Annotated in this window: 21 protein-coding genes; 12 read left to right on the top strand and 9 right to left on the bottom strand. The window is 62.6% G+C overall.

Annotated features, from left to right (window positions below; all coding sequences use genetic code 11):
• The first annotated feature begins 16 nt into the window (after positions 1 to 16).
• The 8 genes from pnuC (at position 17) to HX881_RS01140 (ending at position 6,421) form a co-directional block, all read left to right on the top strand.
• Positions 17 to 580, top strand: a complete 564-nt coding sequence (pnuC, locus tag HX881_RS01175) for a nicotinamide riboside transporter PnuC (RefSeq protein WP_177082243.1) — start codon at positions 17 to 19, stop codon at positions 578 to 580.
• Positions 577 to 1,125 (top strand): AAA family ATPase, encoded by a 549-nt coding sequence (locus tag HX881_RS01170; protein ID WP_177083177.1) that lies wholly within the window; start codon positions 577 to 579, stop codon positions 1,123 to 1,125. The genes pnuC and HX881_RS01170 overlap by 4 nt, the downstream gene beginning before the upstream one ends.
• A gap of 327 nt (positions 1,126 to 1,452) precedes the next feature.
• Positions 1,453 to 1,899, top strand: a complete 447-nt coding sequence (locus HX881_RS01165; RefSeq protein ID WP_177082241.1) for a hypothetical protein — start codon at positions 1,453 to 1,455, stop codon at positions 1,897 to 1,899.
• A 1-nt stretch (position 1,900) separates the two neighbouring features.
• Positions 1,901 to 2,476 carry an adhesin gene (locus HX881_RS01160; protein WP_177082239.1) on the top strand — a complete coding sequence of 192 codons (576 nt, stop codon included), beginning with the start codon at positions 1,901 to 1,903 and terminating at the stop codon, positions 2,474 to 2,476.
• A 61-nt stretch (positions 2,477 to 2,537) separates the two neighbouring features.
• The gene (locus HX881_RS01155; protein WP_177082237.1) at positions 2,538 to 3,536 is read left to right on the top strand and encodes a heme utilization protein; all 999 of its coding nucleotides are present in this window, start codon (positions 2,538 to 2,540) and stop codon (positions 3,534 to 3,536) included.
• A gap of 64 nt (positions 3,537 to 3,600) precedes the next feature.
• Positions 3,601 to 4,281 (top strand): C39 family peptidase, encoded by a 681-nt coding sequence (locus tag HX881_RS01150; protein ID WP_177082235.1) that lies wholly within the window; start codon positions 3,601 to 3,603, stop codon positions 4,279 to 4,281.
• Between the two features lie 42 nt (positions 4,282 to 4,323).
• Positions 4,324 to 5,073, top strand: coding sequence for a hypothetical protein (locus HX881_RS01145; protein ID WP_177082233.1), 750 nt, complete (start codon positions 4,324 to 4,326; stop codon positions 5,071 to 5,073).
• Positions 5,074 to 5,122: 49 nt separating this feature from the next.
• A complete protein-coding gene (locus HX881_RS01140) occupies positions 5,123 to 6,421 on the top strand; it encodes a coiled-coil domain-containing protein (RefSeq protein WP_177082231.1) in 1,299 nt (432 codons plus the stop codon).
• 81 nt (positions 6,422 to 6,502) lie between these two features.
• Here HX881_RS01140 and HX881_RS01135 read toward each other — a convergent pair whose 3' ends face one another.
• Positions 6,503 to 7,828: a sigma-54 dependent transcriptional regulator gene (locus HX881_RS01135; RefSeq protein WP_017127379.1), complete on the bottom strand. Its 1,326-nt coding sequence runs from the start codon at positions 7,826 to 7,828 to the stop codon at positions 6,503 to 6,505.
• Positions 7,829 to 8,163: 335 nt separating this feature from the next.
• Here HX881_RS01135 and HX881_RS01130 point away from each other — a divergent pair, with 335 nt between their 5' ends.
• On the top strand, positions 8,164 to 8,427 hold the full coding sequence (locus HX881_RS01130) for a hypothetical protein (RefSeq protein WP_017127380.1): 264 nt from the start codon (positions 8,164 to 8,166) through the stop codon (positions 8,425 to 8,427).
• 65 nt (positions 8,428 to 8,492) lie between these two features.
• Here HX881_RS01130 and HX881_RS01125 read toward each other — a convergent pair whose 3' ends face one another.
• The 6 genes from HX881_RS01125 to tpx (HX881_RS01100) all read right to left on the bottom strand — a co-directional run bounded on the left by HX881_RS01125 (position 8,493) and on the right by tpx (HX881_RS01100) (position 18,856).
• A complete protein-coding gene (locus tag HX881_RS01125; protein WP_177082224.1) occupies positions 8,493 to 9,986 on the bottom strand; it encodes an efflux transporter outer membrane subunit in 1,494 nt (497 codons plus the stop codon).
• Complete coding sequence (locus HX881_RS01120) at positions 9,983 to 13,090, bottom strand: efflux RND transporter permease subunit (protein ID WP_177082223.1); 3,108 nt, start codon at positions 13,088 to 13,090, stop codon at positions 9,983 to 9,985. Before HX881_RS01120 ends, HX881_RS01125 begins: the two co-directional genes overlap by 4 nt.
• Positions 13,087 to 16,188, bottom strand: coding sequence for an MdtB/MuxB family multidrug efflux RND transporter permease subunit (locus tag HX881_RS01115; RefSeq protein WP_177082222.1), 3,102 nt, complete (start codon positions 16,186 to 16,188; stop codon positions 13,087 to 13,089). The genes HX881_RS01120 and HX881_RS01115 overlap by 4 nt, the downstream gene beginning before the upstream one ends.
• Positions 16,185 to 17,489: an MdtA/MuxA family multidrug efflux RND transporter periplasmic adaptor subunit gene (locus HX881_RS01110; RefSeq protein ID WP_177082221.1), complete on the bottom strand. Its 1,305-nt coding sequence runs from the start codon at positions 17,487 to 17,489 to the stop codon at positions 16,185 to 16,187. Before HX881_RS01110 ends, HX881_RS01115 begins: the two co-directional genes overlap by 4 nt.
• Before the next feature lie 176 nt (positions 17,490 to 17,665).
• A complete protein-coding gene (tpx, locus tag HX881_RS01105; RefSeq protein WP_177082220.1) occupies positions 17,666 to 18,166 on the bottom strand; it encodes a thiol peroxidase in 501 nt (166 codons plus the stop codon).
• A gap of 189 nt (positions 18,167 to 18,355) precedes the next feature.
• On the bottom strand, positions 18,356 to 18,856 hold the full coding sequence (gene tpx / locus HX881_RS01100) for a thiol peroxidase (RefSeq protein WP_177082219.1): 501 nt from the start codon (positions 18,854 to 18,856) through the stop codon (positions 18,356 to 18,358).
• Between tpx (HX881_RS01100) and HX881_RS01095 the strand changes: the two genes are divergently transcribed.
• A complete protein-coding gene (locus HX881_RS01095) occupies positions 18,848 to 19,123 on the top strand; it encodes a hypothetical protein (protein ID WP_177082218.1) in 276 nt (91 codons plus the stop codon). The genes tpx (HX881_RS01100) and HX881_RS01095 overlap by 9 nt on opposite strands.
• Before the next feature lie 102 nt (positions 19,124 to 19,225).
• Positions 19,226 to 20,653, top strand: a complete 1,428-nt coding sequence (ccoN, locus tag HX881_RS01090; RefSeq protein ID WP_177082217.1) for a cytochrome-c oxidase, cbb3-type subunit I — start codon at positions 19,226 to 19,228, stop codon at positions 20,651 to 20,653.
• 50 nt (positions 20,654 to 20,703) lie between these two features.
• On the opposite strand, the gene HX881_RS01085 is transcribed toward ccoN, so the two are convergent.
• Together HX881_RS01085 and HX881_RS01080 are read right to left on the bottom strand one after the other, a co-directional pair.
• Positions 20,704 to 21,198, bottom strand: coding sequence for a hypothetical protein (locus HX881_RS01085; RefSeq protein ID WP_177082216.1), 495 nt, complete (start codon positions 21,196 to 21,198; stop codon positions 20,704 to 20,706).
• A 73-nt stretch (positions 21,199 to 21,271) separates the two neighbouring features.
• Positions 21,272 to 22,072 (bottom strand): helix-turn-helix domain-containing protein, encoded by an 801-nt coding sequence (locus tag HX881_RS01080; RefSeq protein WP_177082215.1) that lies wholly within the window; start codon positions 22,070 to 22,072, stop codon positions 21,272 to 21,274.
• A 90-nt stretch (positions 22,073 to 22,162) separates the two neighbouring features.
• Between HX881_RS01080 and HX881_RS01075 the strand changes: the two genes are divergently transcribed.
• Positions 22,163 to 22,855: an aspartate/glutamate racemase family protein gene (locus tag HX881_RS01075; protein ID WP_177083175.1), complete on the top strand. Its 693-nt coding sequence runs from the start codon at positions 22,163 to 22,165 to the stop codon at positions 22,853 to 22,855.
• The last annotated feature ends 148 nt before the right edge of the window (positions 22,856 to 23,003 follow it).

The following is a 23,003-nucleotide window of genomic DNA, read 5'->3' as shown; positions in this document are numbered from 1 at the left end:
ATTCAAAGGAATCCCCATGTCCGGGCTTGAACTGTTTGCCGCCGCGCTCGGCGTGATCGCCGTCTGGCTGACGGTCAAGCAGAACCCCTGGTGCTGGCCGATCGGCCTGGTCATGGTGTTGCTCTACAGCTGGATCTTCTTCGACGTGAAGCTGTATTCGGACATGCTGCTGCAAGTGGTCTACGCGGTGCTGCAGCTCTACGGCTGGTGGCAATGGACCCGTGGTGGCGCGGTCCGCCACGGCCGCCAGGTCAGCACTCTGGGCGTGCAGCCCCTGCTCGCGGGGCTCGCCGCCGGTGCCCTGGGCAGCCTGCTGCTGGGCGCCGCCATGGCCCACTGGACCGACGCCGCGCAACCCTGGCTGGATGCCGCGCTGACCGCCTTCAGCCTGGTGGCACAGCTCTGGATGGCGCAGAAGCGTATCCAGTGCTGGCCGCTATGGATCGCGATCGACGTGATCTTCGTCGGCCTGTTCATCTATAAGGACCTGTACCTGACCGCCGCGCTCTATGCCCTGTTCACCCTGCTGGCCGTGCAGGGCTGGCGTGAATGGCGGACCGACCCGGCGCTGCGGGCATGAAGGTGGTGGTCCTGGCCGGCCCCGAGTCCAGCGGCAAAAGCTGGCTGTCGGGCGAGTTGCAGGCACGCTTTGGCGGCCTGCTGGTGGGCGAGTACGTGCGTCACTTCATCGACCTGCACCAGCGCGACACCTGCCTGGCCGATATCCCCGAGATCGCTCGCGGACAACTGGACTGGGAAGATGCAGCGCGTGCCCGGCAGCCAGCGCTGCTGATTCTCGACACCCACCTGCTGAGCAATATCCTCTGGAGCCGGGCCTTGTTCGGCGATTGCCCGGCGTGGCTGGAACCGGCCCTGCTGGCCCGGCAGTATGACCTTCATCTGCTGCTCAGCCCCGATGGCGTGGCCTGGACCGACGACGGCCAGCGCTGCCAACCGCGGCTGGACGAACGTCGCGACTTCTTCGCCGCCAGCCTGGCGTGGCTGACAGAACACCAGCAGGCGGTCCGGGTGATCGATGGCGATTGGCAACAGCGACGCCAGCAGGCAATGGCCGCGGTCGAACAGCTCCTGGGAAGCCACGGAAAAACCACGCCGGAAAGCTGAAAAGCCCCTGTTCAGGTAGCCGGGTGTCCGCTCATGTAACACCTGGCCGCGCCGCAAGCGACCAGAATCAACACTTGCGGGCCGGCACCGGATGAACTGTAAAGCGGCTGATACACCTCTCCCCCGGCCCCGGAATACGGGGCTGCGCCCACCTTCCTCGCTCACCCGGCCCTCGACCTGTCTCACCCTTGAAACAGGTCAAGCCATGCCTCGTTCAAGAAACTGCCCAATCCGTTGTTTTATAAATAAAAATAAAAAGCGGCACAGCTTCTGCTCTTTCCTTCACAACGCTGAACAGGGCCAGCGCACTGAAGAAGGAAAGCCACCGTGGGGACTCTTACAACAACAGGTTTTACCCGCACCTTGCTGATCGGCTGCGCTCTCGGTTCGCTGCTCAGCCTCACGGTCCAGGCCGACGGTAATGGTGTGATCGTACTCAATCGCGACGTACAGCCCCAGGCTTATGGCCGCCCTGCTCTGAAACCGGATCCGAATCCAACCACTGTCAACGCCAACCCTTCAGGTCGTATCAATTCGCTGACCAGCAACATGGAATTGAGCGACGGCGATATCGCGGGTATCAGCACGGGTGCCAATGTCAGCCGGGTGATTACCGTCCATACCACCAACATGCCTGGCCTGAGCAACCCGAATGGCATGCCTGGCATGGCGGCCGGACACGGTGGCGGCAGCGGCGCCAGCATCGCGAACACCGTCAACCGTGGCTTGTCAGCCGGCATGGGCGCACTCAATGCCATCGGCAAGGGGCAATGAGATGAATCGCTCGGTACTTTTCCTCGCCATGTTCAGCAGCTTCGCAGCCCTCGCCGATACCGGCGTGACCACCATCGACACCGCCGTGATCGACAACTCCGGTCAGCAGTACAAGGGCAGCGTGATGGTCAACCAGGCCGCCGGCGATCGGCAACAGCAGATCAACAGCCGCGCCATCGCCATTGGCACCAATGCCAGTGCGTCGACCGCCCTGACCCAGAAGATCAATACCGCGGCCAGCACGGCGATCGACGCCAAGGCGGCCATCCAGGGCAACTCTTTCAGCAATGGCACCGGCATGGTGGGCGTCAACCAGGCCGCCGGGGCCAACAACCAGATGATCAACGCCGTGCGCCTCAGCATCAGTGCTGCGCCGCAAAGCGTCGATGACAGCGCTCTGTCGCAACAGAACGTGGCGCTGTTACCAAACTCGGGTTCACCCTCCACCCAAGGCAGTCGCCAGGTCGTTACCAGCGACCAGGCCTTCACCGGCAGCCGGGGCGTGATTCAGGTGAACCAGAGCGCGGGGGTGGGGAACCGTATGGCTAACACCCTCAGTATCCGGGTCGCTGACTGACCCGTGCAGTGCAATTAGAAAGTACCAACACTTAACCAACTAATAAGCACGGAGATACACCATGAAACCTACAATGGCTCTTAAACCACTGGTGTTTGCACTGGCCGCCGTCATGGCAATGGCTGCACAGGCAGGCGGGAACGATAACCACGGCAATGGCCATGGCAACGGTCACGGTAACAACCATGACCCTAAAGGCCCTGACCTCAGCACCCTGCTGCAAATCACCGCCGGCGCCGGCGCCGCAGTGATCGATACCCAGTACAGCCACAACAACGCCGTAGTCAACCAGGGCACCAAGAACAACGCCAGTGCCAATGACTCGCTGAACCACTCCAGTGGCAACATGGGCGCCAACGTGGCAGCCGGCGATGGCAACCAACAAGACAACGCCGCCGCCCTGGCAACCGCCGATGAAAGCTTCATCTTCGGCACCGCGGTCGCCGCCAGCAGCGCCACCCAGACCAACACCAGCAACATCGTGCTCAACCAATCGACCAAGAACAATGCGTCGATGAACAACTCCGGCAACAACGGCTCCGGCAACATGGGCGTCAACATCACCGCCGGCAACTTCAACCAACAGAAAAACAACCTGGCTATCGCCGTCTCCGGCGGACGTGTAGCCACCGCCGCCGCCGCCGCCAACCAGACCGAAAGCGGCCTGCTGGTGACCAACAGCGGCGTGCAAGCCTATGAGAAAGAAACCCTCAAAGGCACCATCAACGTCAAAGGCAGCTACAAAGGCACTGGCTACGGCACCATCCAGGGTGACGACGATCACCATGGTGGCAACGGCCACGGCAACAAAGGCGGCGGTCATGACAACGATGACCAGAAGTTCACCTTCAAGGAACAAGGCTCTGTTGAGCTGGCCGGCTACTGGACCCAGCAAGTGCTGACCCCTGATGGCTGGAAAAACGTTGTCACCAACAACGCCAGCCTGAACAACTCGGCCAACTTCATGTCCGGCAACGCTGGCATCAACGTCTCGGCCGGTGTGGGCAACCAACAAAGCAACTCCCTGTCCATTGCTGCCGGTTGCAAAGCCTGCATGTAATCGCGACAGAACTGAGAGCCCCGGAAACGGGGCTCTTTTTTCCGCACCCGAAGGCGTATCGACCATGCGTATTCTTCCTCTTGCTCTGATGCTGTGCCTGTCCGGCCTGACCGAAGCTGCAACCATGGCAGTCCCCGGCCTGCCCGGCGCCGCTGTCATCTACAAGCAAGTGCAAAGCATCCGTGAACGGCGCTTTGCCGACCTGGTCGAGCAGAAAACCGATTTCAGCTGTGGTGCAGCCGCTCTGGCAACCGTGTTGCGTCAGGCCTACTGGCTGGACGTCAACGAGGAACAAATCATCAAAGGCATGCTGGCGACCTCTGACCTGAACCTGGTCAAGACCCAGGGTTTCTCCATGCTCGACATGAAACGCTACATCGAAAGCATCGGCATGCGCGCCCGCGGCTACCGGATCCCACCGGACAAGCTGACCAGCGTGACGATTCCGGTCGTGGTGCTGATGGACATTCGCGGCTACAAGCATTTCGTGGTGATGCAACGCGCGGACAAGGACTGGGTATATATCGGTGACCCGGTACTCGGCCATAAGCGTTACACCATGGCAGACTTTGAAAAGGGCTGGAATGGCATTGTCTTTGCCATCGTCGGCCCCGGTTATGACAAGACCAACGCCTTGTTGGACCCGCCGGCTCCGCTCACGGCGAAAAACAAGCTGGATACCTTCAACCCGGTCAAAGATGCGGAATTGATGGACTTCGGCTTTATCCAGAGCGATTTCTTCTGAGGTGCAATAACGATAAGGAGCAGGAAGCTCCGGGAGCAACAGATGAAAACTCCACAATGGCTGGTAGTGAGTTGTCTGGCAGTCGCCTGTTTGCCCGCGCACGCGGCGTTACCCTTCAAGCCTGTCGAAATAAAAGATCAGGAACTGTCCGAACTGCGTGGCCGTTATGTCATGCCCGGACGCATCATCAGCTTCGGTATCGTGATGGAAAGCAGTTGGAAGAACGCCAGCGGCGATGTCATCGGCGCAACCACTTCACTGCAAATCCAGCAATCGACCATCAAGCCGCAGTTCTATGTATCCACCTACAGTACCCAGGGCAACGGTTCCACTTCCGCCCCAGGCTCGGGCACGGTGACCGGTGGCGCGGGCTTCAGTACCTCCGCCGGGGTAACCCAGGTGGTCAGGGCTGCCGGCGATGGCAACAGCGCCTACAACAACGTCGCGATCAACGTCAGCGAAGCCAACCAGGCCCCTGTCAATGGCCAGCAGGTCGGACAGATCCTCAACAGCGGCGGCAGCATCAGCGGCTCCAGTGCCGCCGGCAATGTCACGGTTTCCGCCGTCTCCGGCGGCATTCAGATGGCCATCGCGGCCAGCAACAACCAGGGCAACTCATTGCAGCAGATCGCCCAGGGCGGCGTGCTGCAATCCACCGCGCTGTTGGGTGGCGGCAACCTGGTCAACAGCATGACCCAGCTCAACGTGGTGCTGCAAAACAACCTGGCGACCGTAGGTGCACTTGACTGCAACCTGACTCAGCTTAAAGGACTACGCAATATGGGATTCTGAACTACGCTCACCCTCGACCATTGGAAGTTAGTAAGGGACGGCTTATTTCATGCGATCGTTTTCTCTGCGCGCAGCAATATGTGTGGGCACCTTATTTCCGGCAGCGATGTTGCAAGCAGCGCCCGATGCCGAAGTAGAGGCCTTAAAACAAGAACTTCTGGAGCTGAAACAACGTTACGTTCAACAGCAACAGGCCCTCTCGGTGCTGGAGCAGCGTGTTCGACAGGTTGAAGACCAACCGCCGGCACCGCAACCCAAGCGCCTGGTCAAGTCCCCGGCGGACTTGAGAAAGGGTCAGGCGGTGGCGGGGGCCAGCGCAAATGCTTCCGGGGCGGCGGCAGGCACCTCCGGGGCGTCGTATGGTCAGTCGCTCAAGGAAGATTCGGCACCGGCCCAGAGTGTCTCCGACCTGTACAACGAAGCCAGCGGTTTCTTCGGCAATGGCAAGTTCAGTTTCGAGACGGGTATCACTTACTCGCGCTATGACACCAGGCAACTGACGCTTAACGGCTTCCTCGCCCTGGACTCGATCTTTCTCGGCACCATCAACCTCGACCGGATCAAGGCCGACACCTGGACCCTCGATCTGACCGCGCGCTACAACTATGAAAACCGTTGGCAGTTCGACATTAACGCACCCGTCATCTATCGCGAATCCACTTATCAATCCGGGGGTGGCAACGGTGGCAGCGCGGCGTCGACCGTGGAAGACACCGTCACCCGCGATCCGATCCTGGGCGATGTCAACGTCGGGGTGGCCTACAAGTTCCTCGATGAAACCGAAAGCCTGCCGGATGCGGTGGTCAGCGTCAGGCTCAAGGCACCTACCGGCAAGGACCCCTTCGGTATCAAGTTTGTCCAGTCCCCCAAAAGCAGCAGTCTGTTCGTGCCTGAAGACCTGCCGACCGGTAACGGTGTGTGGGCCCTCACCACGGGGCTTTCGCTGGTCAAGACGTTCGATCCGGCCGTGCTGTTCGGGACCCTGGCCTATACCCACAACTTCGAGGATTCCTTCAGCGATATCAGCGCCCAGCAAGGGGCCACGCAGCCGGGCAAGGTCAGTATCGGCGACAGCTTCCAGATCGGCGCCGGCGTGGCCTTTGCGCTGAACGAAAAGATGAGTATGTCGTTCTCCGTTTCGGACCTGGTCCAGCGCAAGAGCCGGCTCAAGCCTGATGGCCAGGATTGGCAGAGTGTTGTCGGCAGCGACGCCAACGCCGGTTACTTCAACGTCGGCATGACCATCGCCGCCACACCGAACCTGACCATCGTGCCGCAACTGTCCCTGGGGATGACGCCCGATGCCCCGGACTTCTCCTTCAGCCTGAAATTCCCCTACTACTTCTGACCCCCTGTCCATGGAAAAGGCCCGCAGCGTGCAAGCGCTGCGGGCCTGTGGGAGCGACTTGCCCCGGAAGCGCCCGGAGTCCTAGCGGATCTGGTGCTTGTGCAGCAAACGGTAGAAAGTCGGCCGGGAAACCCCCAGCACACGCGCGGCCACGCTCATATTGTCGCTGTGGCGATTGAGCACATCGCACAGGGCCTGGCGCTCGGCCTGATAGACATAATCCTCCAGGGTCCCCATCGGTGCGTTCGCGCAAGGCTCGCTGACCAGCCCGAGATCACGGGCCTCGATCTGCCGCCCTTCGGCCAGTACCAGCCCGCGCCGGACCCGGTTGGCCAGTTCGCGGACATTGCCCGGCCAGCCGTGACTGCCCATGGCAACCAGGGCTTCCTCGCTGAAACTGCGTGGGCGCCGTCCGGTTTCCTGGCTGTAGAAATGGGAAAAATGGTTGGCCAGCATCCCCACGTCGCCGTGCCGGTCACGCAACGGTGCCGTGACCACCTGCAGCACGTTCAGTCGATAATAGAGGTCTTCGCGAAAACGCCCGGTGCAGATCGCTGCCTCGAGGTCGACGTGGGTGGCCGCCAAAACCCGCACATCCACCGGGATCACCTGGCTGCCACCGACCCGCTCGATATGTTTCTCCTGGAGGAAACGCAGCAGATTGGCCTGCAACTCCAGCGGCAGGTCGCCGATCTCATCAAGAAACAGGGTGCCGCCATGGGCCTGCTCGATCCGCCCGACCTTGCGCTGGTGCGCGCCGGTAAACGCGCCCTTCTCATGCCCGAACAGCTCGGACTGGATCAGATGCTCGGGAATCGCCCCGCAATTGATCGCCACGAAGGGCTTGGCATGGCGCTGGGACTGGCGGTGCAAGGTGCGGGCGACCAGTTCCTTGCCGGTGCCGCTTTCGCCGCGGATCAATACTGGCGACTCGGTCGGCGCCAGTTTGCCGAGCAACTTTCGCAGTTCGCGGATCGAACGGCTGTCACCCAGCAATTCGTGTTCCGGCTGGTCGACATGAATGGAGCCTTGTCCACGCAGGCGCGCCATGCCGAAGGCGCGACCCAATGTCACCTGTACGCGGGAAACATCGAAGGGCAAAGTATGAAAGTCGAAGAACCACTCGCAGACAAAGTCACCGACATTCTGCAAACGCAGCACTTCCTGGCTGAGTACCGCGATCCATTCGGTGCCGCTGCGACTGATCAGCTCCTTGACCGCCTCGGGGCGCTCCAGGTGAAACGGTTGCAGGCGCAACAGGCCGACATCGCAGGAACGATCGGCGGCAGCCTCGAGATTGCAGCTGTCGACGTCCCAACCGACGCTGCGCAAGCCGGGAAGCAACTGGTGACAGTCGTCACAGGGATCGACGACAAGGAGACGTCTGAGCGGTGCGGCTTCTTGCATGACTGTTCCCTGGCGCCGGAATTATAAAATTTTATTAGAAACAGTAATTTGGCAAACCTGGCTGTAACACTAGCAAGAACTTGACGCAGACTTGTACCGTTTGATTATAAGGTCGATAACCAACTGCCCATGGCGTACATAACCGGGACAGCGGTTTTGTATCCCCGGCCGCGCAATAGAGCGTTATCGAATTATATGAACAAAAATGAAAAAAACTTTATTTCTTGTGTGACCTGATGCCCCTCAGCGGACATCAGTACAAGTAACCAGCCGCGACGGTGCGCCCAACCGACGGCTTACAACATCATTATCGGGCAACCTTGAGAGAAGACCCCATGAACGCCCCGCTCCGTTTCAACGAAGCACTCCTGATGGCCGGCAACGCATTCAAACCTTTCCAGTGCGTGGCCTGGACGGCACAAGACAAAGGCGACCTGAGCCTGACGGTGATCGATCGCACCAACAACAGCATCGGTCGCCAGCAGATCTCCTGCAGCGACTATTCGGACCCGGCGCAGCTGAAATCCCTGCTGGAGCAGGCCCGTGCCGAACTGAGCGAAAAAGGCTACGACCTGCAGCCGTGGACCATGTCCGCCTGAGCAACCCGTCGTTCAGGGTGATCGTTCCCGCCCTCGAGCCGGGAACGATCAGCACCTGATCCGGATTATTTGCTGGCGCTCAGATCGGTATTGCCGTCCCAGCCACCACCCAGCGCGGCAATCAGCTGCACGCTGGCGATCAGGCGGCTTTGCAACAGGCTCAGTACGCTGCGCTCGTTGCTCAGGGCGGTGGTCTGCACCGTGACCACATCCAGGTAGGCAATCAGCCCGGCCTTGTACTGGTTGTCGGTCAGGCGCAACGATTCGCGGGCCGCATCCAGAGCCTGCTGGCGGACCGCCGCCTCGTCCTCCATGACCTTGAGCTGTACCAGGTAGTTTTCCACCTCGCGGAAACCATCGAGCACGGTCTGGCGATACTTGGCGACGGTCTGGTCATACACCGCCTCGGTGCGTTCGACTTCCGCCGAGCGCTGCCCGCCATCGAACAGGGTCATCGCCAGTTTCGGCCCCACCGACCAGAAACGGTTCGGCAGGCTGATCCAGTCGGCATAGGTACTGCTGCTGTAGCCACCGGACAGGCTCAGGCTCAGGTCCGGGTAGTACGCTGCCTTTGCCACGCCGATCTTGGCGTTGGCGGCAATCACCGAGCGTTCCGCCGAGGCGATATCGGGGCGTCGCTCCAGCAGTTGCGAAGGCAGGCTCAACGGAATCCGTGGCAACCCCGGTATGTCGTTGGTGGCCGCCAGCTTGAACTCGGCCGGCGGCTGGCCCGTCAGGACGGCAATCGCATTTTCGAACTGGGCGCGCTGCCAGATCAGATCGATCAGGTCGCCCTGGGTACTTTTCAGCTGGGTCTGCGCCTGGGCGATCGCCGCCTTGCCGGAAACCCCGAAACGGTACTGGCTCTCCGTGTTTTTCAGCGAGCGCTCGTAGGCCTGGACCGTGGCTTCGAGCAAGCGTTTCTGCTCATCGATTACCCGCAATTGCAGGTAGTTCTGCACCAGCTCCGACTGCTGGCTCAAGCGCATGGCCGCGAGGTCGGCGAAACTCGCCTGGGCGCTGGCCTGGTCAGCTTCCAGGCCGCGGCGCAGCTTGCCCCAGACATCCGCCTCCCAACTGACTCCGAGCTGGGCGTTGTAGGTATCGCGAATCCCGCTCGCCGAACTGCTCAGGCTCGAGTTGCTGCTGCCGGTGCCCTGGCTGGAGCGGGTCTTGCCGGCGCTCAGGTCGACACTCGGAAAGAACGCCCCGCGCGAACTGCGCACCAGGGCCTGGGCCTGACGAAATTGCGCCTCGGACTGGGCCACGGTCTGGTTGCTGCTGTTGAGCTTCTCCACCAGTTCGTTGAGGGTGCGGTCGCCATACAACTCCCACCAGGCACCACGGCCCAGCGAATCGCTGGGCTGGGCCTGGCGCCAGCCGGCGGCTTCCTTGTACTGCGCCGGGGTCTCGGCGTCCGGGCGTTTGTAGTCCGGGCCGACGGCGCAGGCGCTGAGCAGCAGCCCGCACAAGGCCAGGCTCAGCAGGCGCGAGCCGCGCGCCGTCTCCAGACGTTGGGCAGCCAGTACGGGCGCATTGCAGTGTGAACGGTCTGTCATAGCGGAGTTTCCAGAGCACCATCGGTACGTACGCCGCGCCAGGCGTTGAAGCGATGGCGCAGGCGGTCGAGATAAAGGTAAACCACCGGAGTGGTGTAAAGCGTCAGGATCTGGCTGAAGATCAACCCGCCGATGATGGTCAGGCCCAGCGGCTGGCGCATTTCCGCGCCTTCGGCGCTGCTGAGCAGCAACGGCAGCGCACCGAGGATCGCCGCCAGGGTGGTCATCAGGATCGGCCGCAGGCGCAACAGGCAGGCGGCACGGATCGAAGCCAGCGGTTCCAGGCCGGAATGGCGCTCCAGTTGCAGGGCCAGGTCGATCATCAGGATCGCGTTTTTCTTCACCACCCCGATCAGCAGGAAGAGCCCGAGCAGGGAAATCAGGCTGAACTCGCCCCCCAGCAGGTAAATGCTGAGCAAGGCGCCGACACCTGCCGAAGGCAAGGTCGAGAGAATGGTCAGGGGATGGATGTAGCTCTCGTAGAGAATCCCCAGCACCAGGTAGACCGCCACCAGCGCCCCGAGAATCATGAACGGCTGGCTTTTCTGGGTCGCGGCGAAGGCGTCGCTGGTCCCGGCCATCTTGGCGATCACCGATTCCGGCAGGCCGACCTTGGCGACCGCCCGCTCGATCGCGGCGGTGCCCTGCTCCACCGTCACCCCGGGCGCCATGTCGAACGACAGGCTTTCCGAAGCGAACTGGCCTTCATGGTCGACCCGGTCGTCCTGCAGGCTGTTCTCGTAATGGGCGATGGCCGAGAGCGGTATGCGCTGCCCGTCGCTGCCGATCACCTTGACCTGGTTCAGGGTTTCCGGGTCCTGGGCATATTTCGGGTTGACCTCCATCACCACCTGGTACTGGTTCAGGCTGTCATAGATGGTGGAGATCTGCCGCTGGCTATAGGCGTTGTTCAGCACCGCCGTGACCATGTCCATATCCACCCCCAGGCGCTTGGCGGTGTCGCGGTCGACCACCAGGGTGGTCTGCTGGGCGCCACGGCCCTCCCGGGCATCGATGGCGGTGAGTTCCGGCAGGGCCTTGAACGCGGCGACCACCTTCGGATACCACTCGCGCAAGGCCGCCAGGTCGTCGCTCTGCAGGATGTAGGAATATTGCGAGGTGGTCTGTTCACGACCACCGCCGAACTGCAGGTCCTGGTCGGCCATCAGCATCAGCCGCGCACCGGGGACCTTGGGCATTTCGGTGCGCAGGCGCTCGATGACCTTCTGCGCCGAGACATCGCGTTCCTTGATCGGCTTGAGCCGCACCAGCATGAAGGCGTTGTTGGTGCCGTTGTTGCCGCCGATGAAGCCGGCCACGCTCTCCACCGCCGGATCGGCCAGGACCGCCTTGCGGAAGATTTCCATCTTCGGCTGCATGATGCCGAACGACAGCCCGTCGTCGCCACGCACGAAACCGATCAGTTGTCCGGTGTCCTGCTGCGGCATGAAGGTTTTCGGCACCACCACGTACAGGGCGACATTGACCCCGATGGTGACGAACAGGCTGAGCAGGGTCAGGCGCCGGTGACGCAGCACCCAGTCGAGGCTGACGGCATAGCCGGCGACCATCCGTTCGTTGACCTTCTCGCTCCAGCGCTGCAGGCGGGTCTGCCGGCCCTGGGCATGGGGCTTGAGCCAGCGGGCACAGAGCATCGGGGTCAGGGTCAGGGAAACCACCAGCGACACCACGATGGACGCCGCCAGGGTGATGGAAAACTCGCGGAACAGGCTCTCGATGATCCCGCCCATGAACAGGATCGACAGGAACACCGCCACCAGCGACACGTTCATCGACAGCAGGGTGAAACCGACTTCCCTGGCCCCCAGGTACGCCGCCTTCATCGGCGCGACACCCTCGTCGATATGCCGGGAGATGTTCTCCAACACCACGATCGCATCGTCCACCACCAGCCCGGTGGCGAGGATCAGTGCCATCAGCGACAGATTGTTCAGGGAGAACCCGTAGAGGTACATGACGGCGAACGTGCCCACCAGCGACACCGGCACAGCCAGGGTCGGGATCAGCGAGGCGCGGAAGTTGCCGAGGAACAGATAGACCACCAGTACCACCAGGGCCACGGCGATCAGCAGGGTCATCTCGGCTTCATGCAGGGTCGCCTTGATCACCGGCGAGCGGTCCATGGCCAGGTTCAGCTTGACGCTGGCCGGCAACACCGCCTGCAGGGCCGGCAACTGGGCCTTGATCTCGTTGACCGTCTGGATGATGTTGGCCCCCGCCTGGCGGTTGATCACCAGCAGCACGGCCGCGTCATTGTTGAAGAAACCGCTGTTGTAGCGGTCCTCGACACTGTCGTTGATCTTCGCCACGTCGCCCAGGCGCAGTGCCGCGCCGTTCTGGTAGTGGATGATCAGCGGTTCGTAGTCCTTGGCCTTCTCCAACTGGTCGTTGGCCTGCACCTGCCAGTTGCGCTGGTCGTCCTCCAGCGAGCCCTTGGGCCGGCGCACGTTGGCGTTGGCGATGGTGGTACGCACATCGTCCAGGGCCACGCCGTACTGGTTCAGGGCCTGGGGTTCGAGCTCGATGCGCACCGCCGGCAGCGAGCTGCCGCCGATCTGCACTTCGCCCACACCCGGCACCTGGGACAGGCTCTGGGACAGGATGGTCGAGGCCAGGTCGTAGAGCTGGCCCTTCTGCAACACATCGGAGGTCAGCGACAGCACCATGATCGGCGCCTGGGACGGGTTGACCTTCTTGTAGGTCGGCATGCTGCGCATGCCGCTGGGCAACAGGTTGCGCGAGGCGTTGATGGCCGCCTGCACCTCCCGCGCCGCGCCGTTGATATCGCGGTCGAGATCGAACTGCAGGATCACCCGGGTCGAACCCTGGCTGGACCGGCTGCTCATGGTGTTGACCCCGGGGATCACCCCGAACGAGCGCTCCAGCGGCGTGGCGACGGTCGAAGCCATGACTTCCGGGCTCGCCCCGGGCAGGCTGGCCTGGACCACGATCACCGGGAAGTCCATCTGCGGCAGCGGCGACACCGGCAACAGGCCGAAGCTGACGCCACCGAGCAGGACAATCGCCAGGCTCAGCAGCATGGTCGCTACCGGCCGGCGGATAAAGGGGCCGGAGAGGTTCATGTGTCCGCCTGCTCCAGGCGGCTGGGGTGCCGGCCCCAACGCCGTCCGAGACGGTCGAAGAACAGGTAGATCACTGGCGTGGTGAACAAGGTCAGTACCTGGCTGACCAGCAGGCCGCCGACCATCACCAGGCCCAGGGGCTGGCGCAGCTCGGCGCCGGAACCGGTCGCCAGCATCAGCGGCACGGCGCCGAACAGCGCTGCCAGGGTGGTCATCAGGATCGGCCGGAAGCGCAGCAGCGCCGCCTGGTAGATCGCCTGCTCGGGCGGCATGCCCTGGTTGCGTTCGGCGTCGAGGGCGAAGTCGATCATCATGATCGCGTTCTTCTTGACGATGCCGATCAGCAGGATGATCCCGATGATCGCGATCATGCCCAGGTCATTGCCTGTCAGGATCAGCGCCAGCAAGGCACCGACCGCGGCCGATGGCAAGGTCGAGAGGATGGTGACCGGATGGATATAGCTCTCGTAGAGCACCCCGAGCACGATGTACATGGTCACCACCGCCGCCAGGATCAGCAGCAAGGTACTCGACAGCGACGCCTGGAAAGCCTCGGCGGCGCCCTGGAACTGGGTCTGCACGCCCACCGGCATGCCGATTTCCTGCTTCACCTGGTCGATGATCTCGACCCCCTTGCCCAGGGCGATGCCCGGCGCCAGGTTGAACGACATCATCACCGCCGGGAACTGGCCGATATGGGTGATTGCCAACTGTGCCTGGCGTTCCTCGACACGGGCCAGGCTCGACAGGCGTACCTGGCCGCCACTGGTGGTCTTCACATGGATCTGGTCCAGGGCCGCCGGGCCGATCTTTTCCCCGGCCTGGGCCTGCAGCACGACGCGGTACTGGCTTGCCTGGGTGTAGATGGTGGAAATCTGCCGCTGGCCGAACCCGTCATACAGTGCATCGGTGATATCGGCGACCGATACCCCGAGTCGCGAAGCGGCGTCCCGGTCGATCACCAGGTACACCTGCAGCCCCTTGTCCTGCAGGTCGCTGGCGACATCGGTCAGCTCGGGACGCTGGGCCAGGGCCTCGACCAGCTTGCCGCTCCATTCGGCCAGCAACTCGGCATCCGGGGACGACATGCTGAACTGGTACTGGGTACGGCTGACCCGGTCCTCGATGGTCAGGTCCTGCACCGGCTGCATGTACAGGCGGATGCCCACCAGCTTGTCCAGGTCAGGCTGCAGGCGGGCGATCACCTGCGTGGCACTCAGGTCGCGCTCGCGATGGGGCTTGAGGTTGATCAGCAGGCGTCCGCTGTTCAGCGTGGCGTTGTCGCCGTCGACACCGATATAGGACGACAGGCTTTCCACCGCCGGATCGGCGAGGATCACCTTGGCCAGTTCCTGCTGGCGCTGGCTCATGGCCGCGAACGATACCGACTGCGGCGCCTCGGAAATGCCCTGGATCACCCCGGTGTCCTGCACCGGGAAAAAGCCCTTGGGCACCGCCAGGTAGAGGAACACGGTCAGCGCCAGGGTGCCGACGGCCACCAGCAGGGTCAGCGGCTGGTGCTTGAGTACCCATTGCAACTTGCGCCCGTAGGACTCGATCAGCCAGTCGATCCAGGCACCGCTGGCACGGTAGAACCGCCCCTGCTCCGCTTCCTTGGGTTCGCGCTTGAGCAAGCGCGCGCACATCATCGGGGTCAGGGTCAGGGACACCACCAGGGAAATCAGGATCGCCACCGCCAGGGTAATGGCGAATTCGCGGAACAGCCGCCCCACCACATCGGCCATGAACAGCAGCGGGATCAGCACCGCGATCAGCGACAGCGTCAGCGACACCAGGGTGAAGCCGATCTGTCTGGCGCCCTTGAGCGCCGCCTGCATCGGACTGTCGCCTTCCTCGATGAAGCGCGAGATGTTTTCCAGCATGACGATGGCATCGTCGACCACGAAACCGGTGGCGATGGTCAGGGCCATCAGGGTCAGGTTATTGACCGAGAAGCCCGCCAGGTACATCACGCCGAAGGTCCCGATCAGCGACAACGGCACGGCCACCGAAGGAATGATGGTGGCGCTGGCCCGGCGCAGGAACAGGAACGTCACCATTACCACCAGGGCGATGGCGATCAGCAGTTCGTGCTGCACATCGGTGACCGAGGCCCGGATGGTCTGGGTACGGTCGGTGAGCACGGTGACATCGATACCGGCCGGCAGGTTGTCGGTGATGCTCGGCAGCAGCGCCTTGATGCGGTCGACCACCTCGATCACGTTGGCCCCTGGCTGGCGCTGGATATTCAGCAGCACTGCCTGGTTTTCATTGGCCCACGCCGCCAGGCGTTCGTTTTCCGCACCGTCGACGATCTGCGCCACATCCTTCAGGCGCAGTGGCGCGCCATTCTTGTAGGCGAGGATCAGCTCGGCGTATTCCTTGGGCGAACGCAACTGGTCGTTGGCATCGAGCATCGACACCCGGGTCGGGCCGTCGAAGTTGCCCTTGGGCTGGTTGACGTTGGAGGCGCCGATCAGGGTGCGCACATCGGACAGGTTCAGGCTGTTGGCCGCCAGGGCCTCGGGATTGACCTTGATCCGCACCGCCTGGCGCTGGCCGCCGGCGATGCTGACCATGCCGACACCGCTGATCTGGGCGATCTTCTGCGCCATGCGGGTATCGACCAGGTCATTGAGCTTGGGCAGCAACATGGTCTTGGAGGTGATCGCCAGGGTCAGCACCGGGGTGTCCGCCGGGTTGACCTTGTTGTACACCGGCGGTGCCGGCAAGTCCTTGGGCAGCAGGTTGGTCGCGGCATTGATCGCCGCCTGGACCTGCTGCTCGGCGACATCCATGTTGATGTCGAGATTGAAGCGCAGGGTCAGCACGGACGCGCCGCCGGAGCTGGTGGACGCCATCTGCGTCAGCCCCGGCATCTGCCCGAACTGGCGCTCCAGCGGCGCGGTCACCGCACTGGTCATCACATCCGGGCTGGCGCCCGGGTACAGGGTCATGACGCGAATCGTCGGGTAGTCGACCTGCGGCAGCGCCGAGACCGGTAACAGGCGGTAGGCGATCACCCCGGCCAGGACGATCGCCAGCATGCTCAGGGTGGTCGCTACCGGGCGGAGGATAAACAGCCGCGAGAGATTCATGCGCCGACCTTTTTCGCCTTGCCGGCGCCAGCCGAAGCGTCATCACCCTTGGATTTCGAGCCGTGCAGGTGTTCGGCAGGCGTGCCCGGCACCTCCTGGCTGTCGTTGACCACCTCCACTTCGCCGCCGTCCTTGAGGCGATCGGTGCCTTCGAGGACCACGCGGTCGCCGGCGGCCAGGCCTTCGGTGACCACCGTGACGTTGCCGTCGCTGGCGCCGACTTTCAGCGGCCGGATCTTGACCTTCTTGTCACCGTCCATGGCGTAGACGAAGGTACCGTCATTGCCGAACTGGATTGCCGCGCTCGGCGCCAGCACCACGTTCTTCAGGGTGTCGGCGAGCAGGCGCACATTGACGAACTGGTTGGGGAACAGCGTCTGTTCCTTGTTCTCGTAGAGCGCCTTGAACTTCAGGGTGCCGGTGGTGATGTCGATCTGGTTGTCCAGGCTCTGCAACACTCCGGTGGCCTGCAGCTTCACGTCGCCGCGATCCCAGGCTTCGGCGGGCAGGTGCGCGCCGCTGCGAAAACGCGGCAAGACGACTGCCAGGTTGTTTTCCGGCAGGGTGAACGCCACGCTGATCGGCTGGGTCTGGGTGATCACCGCCAGCGCCTGGCTGTCATTGGCCGCCAGCAGGTTGCCGACATCCAGTTGGCGCAGGCCCAGGCGCCCGGCGATCGGGGCGCGGATCTTGGTGAACTCCAGGTTCAGCTTGGCCGCGTCGACCGCCCCCTGGTTGTTCTTGACCGTGCCCTGGTACTGCAGCACCGTCGCCTCGGCGGTGTCCAGGGTCTGCTTGGCGATGCTGTCCTCGGCATACAGGCCGCGATAGCGTTGCAGGTCGACCTGGGCATTCTTCAGTTGCGCCTGGCTCTGCAACAAGGTGCCCTGGGCCTGCAGCAAGGCGCTTTCGTAGTTGCGCGGGTCGATCTCGGCCAATACATCGCCGGCCTTGACCATCTGCCCTTCCTGGAAGTTGATCTTGACCAGTTGCCCCGCCACCTGCGTGCGCACATTGACCGTGTTGAGCGCCGTCACCGTGCCCAGCGCCTTGTAGTAGAGCGGGAAGTCGCCGACGGTGGCCGGGGCCACGCGCACGGGTACCGGCCCGGCCGCGGCGCCGAAACCGGGGCGCATCATGCCGCTCTTGCCGGTACGCCCGGCGGGATTGTGTTCGGTCTTGTGGTCACCGGCCGGCCAGAAATGCCAGCACAGCGCTGCGATGATCAGCAGGGTCAGCAGGCCGAACAGCCAGCGACGGGATTTGCGAGGAGCAGAGGATTGCATGGAATGATCAACCATTATGTGCGAGAGCTTCTTCCCTAGGAGGCTGAAAGATAAGCACTCAAGTGTTTCAAGCAAAGCGCCTTTACCGGCAATTTACCTTCGCATGACGTTCTTCAGCCTTCGACTAAGGCACTGAAGCACAAATAAAAACGGCCTGGACAGAGGCAGGCCGTCAATAATTGTAAAGGCGCTTACCGCAGTGCCGCGAGAGCCGCGGCGTAGTCGGGTTCCTGGCCGATATCGGCGACCAGTTCGCTGTGCAGCACCTGGTCCTGTTCGTCGAGGACCAGCACTGCCCTGGCGGTCAGGCCGGCGAGCGGACCATCGGCGATGGCCACGCCGTAATTTTCCCTGAATTCACCGCTACGCAGGGTCGACAGGTTGAGCACCTGGTCCAGGCCTTCCGCGCCGCAGAAACGCGCCTGGGCAAACGGCAGGTCGGCGGAGATGCACAGCACCACGGTATTGGCCAGTTCATTGGCCCGGGCATTGAAGGCCCGCACCGATCTGGCACAGGTGGGGGTATCGACGCTCGGGAAGATATTCAGCACTTTGCGCTTGCCGGCGAAGTTGCCCAGGGTGACATCCGCCAGGTCCTTGTCCACCAGGGAAAATGCCGGCGCCCGGGTCCCGGGACGTGGCAGTTCACCATCGACCCGGACCACCACGCCCCTGCGCGTCACTTGTGCCATGAACTGAATCCCCCTGAACGGTGTATGAAATAAAGTCGAAGTTAACCACGATACGGTGCGGCGACCTATGTGCAAACACAATTTGTCACACCAGCAGCCGGGCGGACTTGGCCGAAAAGCCCACGACAGAGCGCCGCACAACGAAAAACGGCCTGGACAAAGCCAGGCCGTCGGGCATCACCGCCGCCGTTACTTCAGAACAGCCAGGGCTGCTTCGTAGTTGGGCTCTTCGGCGATTTCCTTGACCAGTTCGCTGTGCAGGACGTTGTCGTTTTCATCCAGGACCACGACAGCACGAGCGGTCAGGCCGGCCAGCGGACCTTCAGCGATAGCCACGCCGTAGTTCTCGATGAACTCGCGACCACGCAGGGTCGACAGGTTCTGTACGTTTTCCAGGCCTTCGGCGCCGCAGAAACGTGCCTGGGCGAACGGCAGGTCAGCCGAGATGCACAGCACCACGGTGTTGGCCAGGTCGTTGGCCTGGGCGTTGAACTTGCGCACGGAAGTGGCGCAGGTCGGGGTATCGACGCTCGGGAAAATGTTCAGCACTTTGCGCTTGCCGGCAAAGCTGCTCAGGGTGACGTCGGCCAGGCCGCCGCTGACCAGGGAAAAGGCTGGCGCCTTGGAGCCGACTTGCGGCAGTTGACCGTTGACTTGAACCGGATTGCCTTTGAGGGTGACTTGAGCCATGAACGAAATCCTTCCAGACGTTTTTTTGAAGAGGCCGAAGTTAAACACGAAAGTGCCGGGCGACCTATGGGGACGCACAAATTGTCATACGATGCCTTGTTCGGCAAACCTGAAAAACAGCTTTTCAGTGTAGGATCGGGCGCGAAACACCGCCACCCTTCTCTGCGCCGGCAAAACTCGATACAGATCGACCTCTGCTCTGAAAAACCCTATCAGAATCCAGCTCATTCAATGCCAATCGGCGAAATATCTGATCCGTATGAATGAGCTTTTTCTGAGTCTGTTTTGTCCCGTCCTCCATTCCTACAGTTCACGGCATGCCAGGCCAGGGTGGCCTGGCGCGATTTTGCAACCGTGGAAGACTTGACCATGAGCACAGCACCAAACGGACAGGCCTACAACTACAAGGTGGTCCGGCAATTCGTCGTGGCAACGGTATTCTGGGGCGTGATCGGCATGGCAATGGGCGTGCTGATCGCCTCGCAACTGGTCTGGCCGGAAATGAACCTGGACCTGCCCTGGACCACCTTCGGCCGCCTGCGACCGTTGCACACCAGCCTGGTGATCTTCGGTTTCGCCGGCAGCGCCCAGTTCGCCGCCAGCTATTACACCGTGCAACGTACCTGTCAGGTGCGGCTGTACAGCGACGCCCTGGCGGCGTTCACGTTCTGGGGCTGGCAATCGGTGATCGTGGTGATGTTCATCAGCCTGCCGCTGGGCTATACCACCACCAAGGAATACGCCGAAATCGAATTCAGCGGCGCGGTGTGGATGACCGTGGTCTGGATCGCCTACGCCATCGTGTTCTTCACCACCGTGGTACGACGCAAGACCCGGCATATCTATGTCGGCAACTGGTTCTTCGGAGCCTTTATCCTGGTGATCGCCATGCTGCACGTGGTCAATCACCTGTCGATCCCGGTGAGCTGGTTCAAGTCCTATCCGGTCTACTCCGGCGCGACGGATGCCATGGTGCAGTGGTGGTACGGGCACAACGCGGTGGGTTTCTTCCTGACCACCGGTTTTCTCGGGATGATGTACTACTTCGTGCCCAAGCAGGTCGGGCGTCCGGTGTATTCCTATCGGCTGTCCATCGTCCACTTCTGGGCGCTGATCACCCTGTATATCTGGGCCGGCCCCCACCACCTGCACTACACCGCCCTGCCGGACTGGGCGCAGTCGCTGGGCATGGCCATGTCGCTGATCCTGCTGGCGCCGAGCTGGGGCGGCATGATCAACGGCATGATGACCCTCTCGGGCGCCTGGCATAAGCTGCGCACCGATCCGATCCTGCGTTTCCTGGTGCTGTCCCTGGCGTTCTACGGCATGTCGACCTTCGAAGGACCGATGATGGCGATCAAGACCGTCAACGCCCTGTCCCACTACACCGACTGGACCATCGGCCATGTGCACGCCGGCGCCCTCGGCTGGGTGGCGATGATTACCTTCGGCTCGCTGTATCACATGATCCCCAAGGTCTTCGGGCGCGAGCAGATGCACAGCGTCGGCCTGATCAACCTGCATTTCTGGCTTGCGACCATCGGCACCGTCCTCTATATCGCCTCGATGTGGGTCAACGGCATCACCCAGGGACTGATGTGGCGCGCGGTCAACGAGGACGGCACCCTCACCTACTCCTTCGTCGAGGCGCTGCAGGCCAGCCATCCCGGCTTTATCGTGCGATTTGCCGGAGGGGTATTCTTTCTCAGCGGCATGCTGCTGATGGCCTACAACACCTGGCGCACCGTGCGGGTGGCGGATGCCGCCGTGGCCCGGCAAGCAGCGCAGATCGCCTGAACGCACCGGTCATGGAACGCAGGGTGGCCTGTAGCCGGCCACCCGCCTGCTCACACGCGTTCGCGGGGGATCAAGCTCTGCAATTGCACGGCGAGGAAGTCGGCATCGAATGCGAAGATGTCCGGGTCTTTCAGGCCATTGGTCTTGCGCCACTGCCAGTCCCCGGTACCCGGCACGCCCACCAGTGAAACGCTGCCATGGCGTGCCGCTGTCAAGCCCACCACCGCCAGGGAAATCGCACCACCGGCGCCCATCACTTCCGGGACGAACTCCACCGGTTTGCCGGCGATATGAATGCTCAGTTTCTGCGTCTTGAAGGTCGAGGTTTCCACCGCGACGCCAGGGCCGAAGGCCACGTAATCCTCGCGCCGCACTTCCAGCAGGCCCGGTGCCTTGACCGGCTCCAGCCAGCGCTCGATATGATCGAACAGCTCGACGATCCGCGCCGTCCAGTGGGCCGACTGGCTGTCGAACAGTTGCTGCTTGTGCGCTTCGCTCTCGGCGTAGTGCCGAAGCATTTCCCCCAGTTGCCGTACATCGTCCATTGAACTGCTCCTCGGGTGAACCTGAATCGAAGCCACGATCATGGCAGATCGCATCCAGGGGCGTACGACTAACTCATGCAGAGCTTTTGCAAGAGAGTCGCCTGCGGTACTCGCCGGGTGTCACGCCCAGCACCTTGCGAAAGGCGCTACCCAGGTGCGACTGATGGGCGAAGCCGCAGTCCAGGGCGATCTCCGCCAGTGCCAGGTCGGAGTTCTCGATCAGTCGTCGCGCAGCCTGAACCCGGACCTCAAGCAGGTAGGCATGGGGAGTCATGCCGATGGCACGGGTGAAATCCCGCAGGAAACGCAGTTCCGACTGCCCTTGTTCGGCCGCCAGCCGCGCCAGGCTCAAGGGCTGCGCAAAGGCTTCGGCAAAGCGTTGCAGGATCGGCCCGAAATCACCTGATCGACGGATCGAAACCGGAGCCGTGTCACACAGCCCGACAAAGTCCAGTGCAGCGGCTTCCAGGGCCAGCGGATCGGTGTGCGGATCCAGCAGCAAGCGGCGCAGTTGCCGTCCGCAGGACAGGCCCCGGGCATGACCGGGAATCTCCAGGCGGCGCTGCGTCGGGGCCTGTTCATCCTCGAGCCGCCAGCGCGCCAGCAGGTATTCGCCGCCCCTGGCCGATTCGGAAAACACCTCGACGCCGGGCGGCGTCAGTGCCAGGGTGCCGGGCCAGGTGTCGAAATCCATACGCCGGTCGGAATTGATCGCGTGCACGCCCTGCTGGTGTTCCAGGGCAATGCCCAGGGTCTGCCATTGCACCGGGTCGCGGCCGCTGTAGGCCGAGCGCGGCAGCAACTGCAGGCACAGCCGCCCGTCCAGCAGATGCCGGGGAGGAACTGGAAGCACTGCAGGCCGTTGCCCCGGCATATGAAATTTCCTGATAGATGGGAACTGATGCAGCCGCGCAGACTGCGCAAGGCACCCTTTATCGACACCTTTTATCGACAGGAGCACCACATGCGTACCATCGGCCTTATCGGCGGCATGAGCTGGGAATCCAGCGCCGAGTACTACCGGATCATCAACCAGCAGGTCCGCGCGCGGCTCGGCCCGTTGCGCTCGGCGTCGCTGCTAATGTACAGCGTCGACTTCGGACCTGTCGAACAGGCCCAGCACGCCGGGCGCTGGGACGATGCCGGGCTGATCCTGCAGGACGCCGCGCGGCGCCTGCAGGCCGGTGGCGCCGAGTGCGTGGTGCTCTGCACCAACACCATGCATCGGGTCGCGGAGCAGATCCAGGCCGCGGTAGACATCCCCTTCCTGCATATCGCCGAGCCGGCCGGACACGCCGCCCTCGCGGCCGGGGCACGGACCGTGGGGCTGCTCGGCACCGCGTTCACCATGGAGCAGGACTTTCTCAAGCAGCGCCTGGTCGCCCAGGGCCTGGAGGTGCTGGTGCCTGAAGCCGACGAGCGCCAGGCCGTGCACCGGATCATCTACGATGAACTCTGCGTCGGCATCATCAGCGAACATTCGCGCCAGGTGTACCGGCAAGTGATCGCCGGACTGGCCGCCCGCGGCGCCCAGGCGGTGATTCTCGGGTGCACGGAAATCAGCCTGCTGATCAAGCCGGAGCACAGCGACCTGCCGTTGCTCGACACCACCGAGTTGCATGCCCTCGCGGCGGTCGATTTCGCCCTGAGCACCTGATATCGCCCCCATGGCGGATGCACCTTGCCAGAGCCGGCTTGCTGGCGATCGCGACGCATCCGTCAGCACGGATGTCGACCGGCAGATCGCTATCGCCAGCAAGCCGGCTCCCACGGTGACCCTGCCAGACGTCTGTCTTGCGCAGACC

The sequence above is a fragment of the Pseudomonas gingeri genome, from assembly GCF_013386115.1.
Taxonomy (GTDB): Bacteria; Pseudomonadota; Gammaproteobacteria; order Pseudomonadales; family Pseudomonadaceae; genus Aquipseudomonas; species Aquipseudomonas gingeri.
The sequence above is the reverse complement of the archived record's forward strand: the minus strand, read 5'-3'. Positions and strand labels throughout refer to the sequence as shown.

What these genes read in the sequence shown, in the direction of transcription:
- pnuC (WP_177082243.1), top strand. Translation starts at nt 17, where the DNA reads ATGTCCGGGCTTGAACTGTTTGCCGCCGCGCTCGGCGTGATCGCCGTC.
- HX881_RS01170 (WP_177083177.1), top strand. Translation starts at nt 577, where the DNA reads ATGAAGGTGGTGGTCCTGGCCGGCCCCGAGTCCAGCGGCAAAAGCTGG.
- HX881_RS01160 (WP_177082239.1), top strand. Translation starts at nt 1,901, where the DNA reads ATGAATCGCTCGGTACTTTTCCTCGCCATGTTCAGCAGCTTCGCAGCC.
- HX881_RS01155 (WP_177082237.1), top strand. Translation starts at nt 2,538, where the DNA reads ATGAAACCTACAATGGCTCTTAAACCACTGGTGTTTGCACTGGCCGCC.
- HX881_RS01150 (WP_177082235.1), top strand. Translation starts at nt 3,601, where the DNA reads ATGCGTATTCTTCCTCTTGCTCTGATGCTGTGCCTGTCCGGCCTGACC.
- HX881_RS01145 (WP_177082233.1), top strand. Translation starts at nt 4,324, where the DNA reads ATGAAAACTCCACAATGGCTGGTAGTGAGTTGTCTGGCAGTCGCCTGT.
- HX881_RS01140 (WP_177082231.1), top strand. Translation starts at nt 5,123, where the DNA reads ATGCGATCGTTTTCTCTGCGCGCAGCAATATGTGTGGGCACCTTATTT.
- HX881_RS01135 (WP_017127379.1), bottom strand. Translation starts at nt 7,828, where the DNA reads ATGCAAGAAGCCGCACCGCTCAGACGTCTCCTTGTCGTCGATCCCTGT.
- HX881_RS01130 (WP_017127380.1), top strand. Translation starts at nt 8,164, where the DNA reads ATGAACGCCCCGCTCCGTTTCAACGAAGCACTCCTGATGGCCGGCAAC.
- HX881_RS01125 (WP_177082224.1), bottom strand. Translation starts at nt 9,986, where the DNA reads ATGACAGACCGTTCACACTGCAATGCGCCCGTACTGGCTGCCCAACGT.
- HX881_RS01120 (WP_177082223.1), bottom strand. Translation starts at nt 13,090, where the DNA reads ATGAACCTCTCCGGCCCCTTTATCCGCCGGCCGGTAGCGACCATGCTG.
- HX881_RS01115 (WP_177082222.1), bottom strand. Translation starts at nt 16,188, where the DNA reads ATGAATCTCTCGCGGCTGTTTATCCTCCGCCCGGTAGCGACCACCCTG.
- HX881_RS01110 (WP_177082221.1), bottom strand. Translation starts at nt 17,489, where the DNA reads ATGGTTGATCATTCCATGCAATCCTCTGCTCCTCGCAAATCCCGTCGC.
- tpx (WP_177082220.1), bottom strand. Translation starts at nt 18,166, where the DNA reads ATGGCACAAGTGACGCGCAGGGGCGTGGTGGTCCGGGTCGATGGTGAA.
- tpx (WP_177082219.1), bottom strand. Translation starts at nt 18,856, where the DNA reads ATGGCTCAAGTCACCCTCAAAGGCAATCCGGTTCAAGTCAACGGTCAA.
- ccoN (WP_177082217.1), top strand. Translation starts at nt 19,226, where the DNA reads ATGAGCACAGCACCAAACGGACAGGCCTACAACTACAAGGTGGTCCGG.
- HX881_RS01085 (WP_177082216.1), bottom strand. Translation starts at nt 21,198, where the DNA reads ATGGACGATGTACGGCAACTGGGGGAAATGCTTCGGCACTACGCCGAG.
- HX881_RS01080 (WP_177082215.1), bottom strand. Translation starts at nt 22,072, where the DNA reads ATGCCGGGGCAACGGCCTGCAGTGCTTCCAGTTCCTCCCCGGCATCTG.
- HX881_RS01075 (WP_177083175.1), top strand. Translation starts at nt 22,163, where the DNA reads ATGCGTACCATCGGCCTTATCGGCGGCATGAGCTGGGAATCCAGCGCC.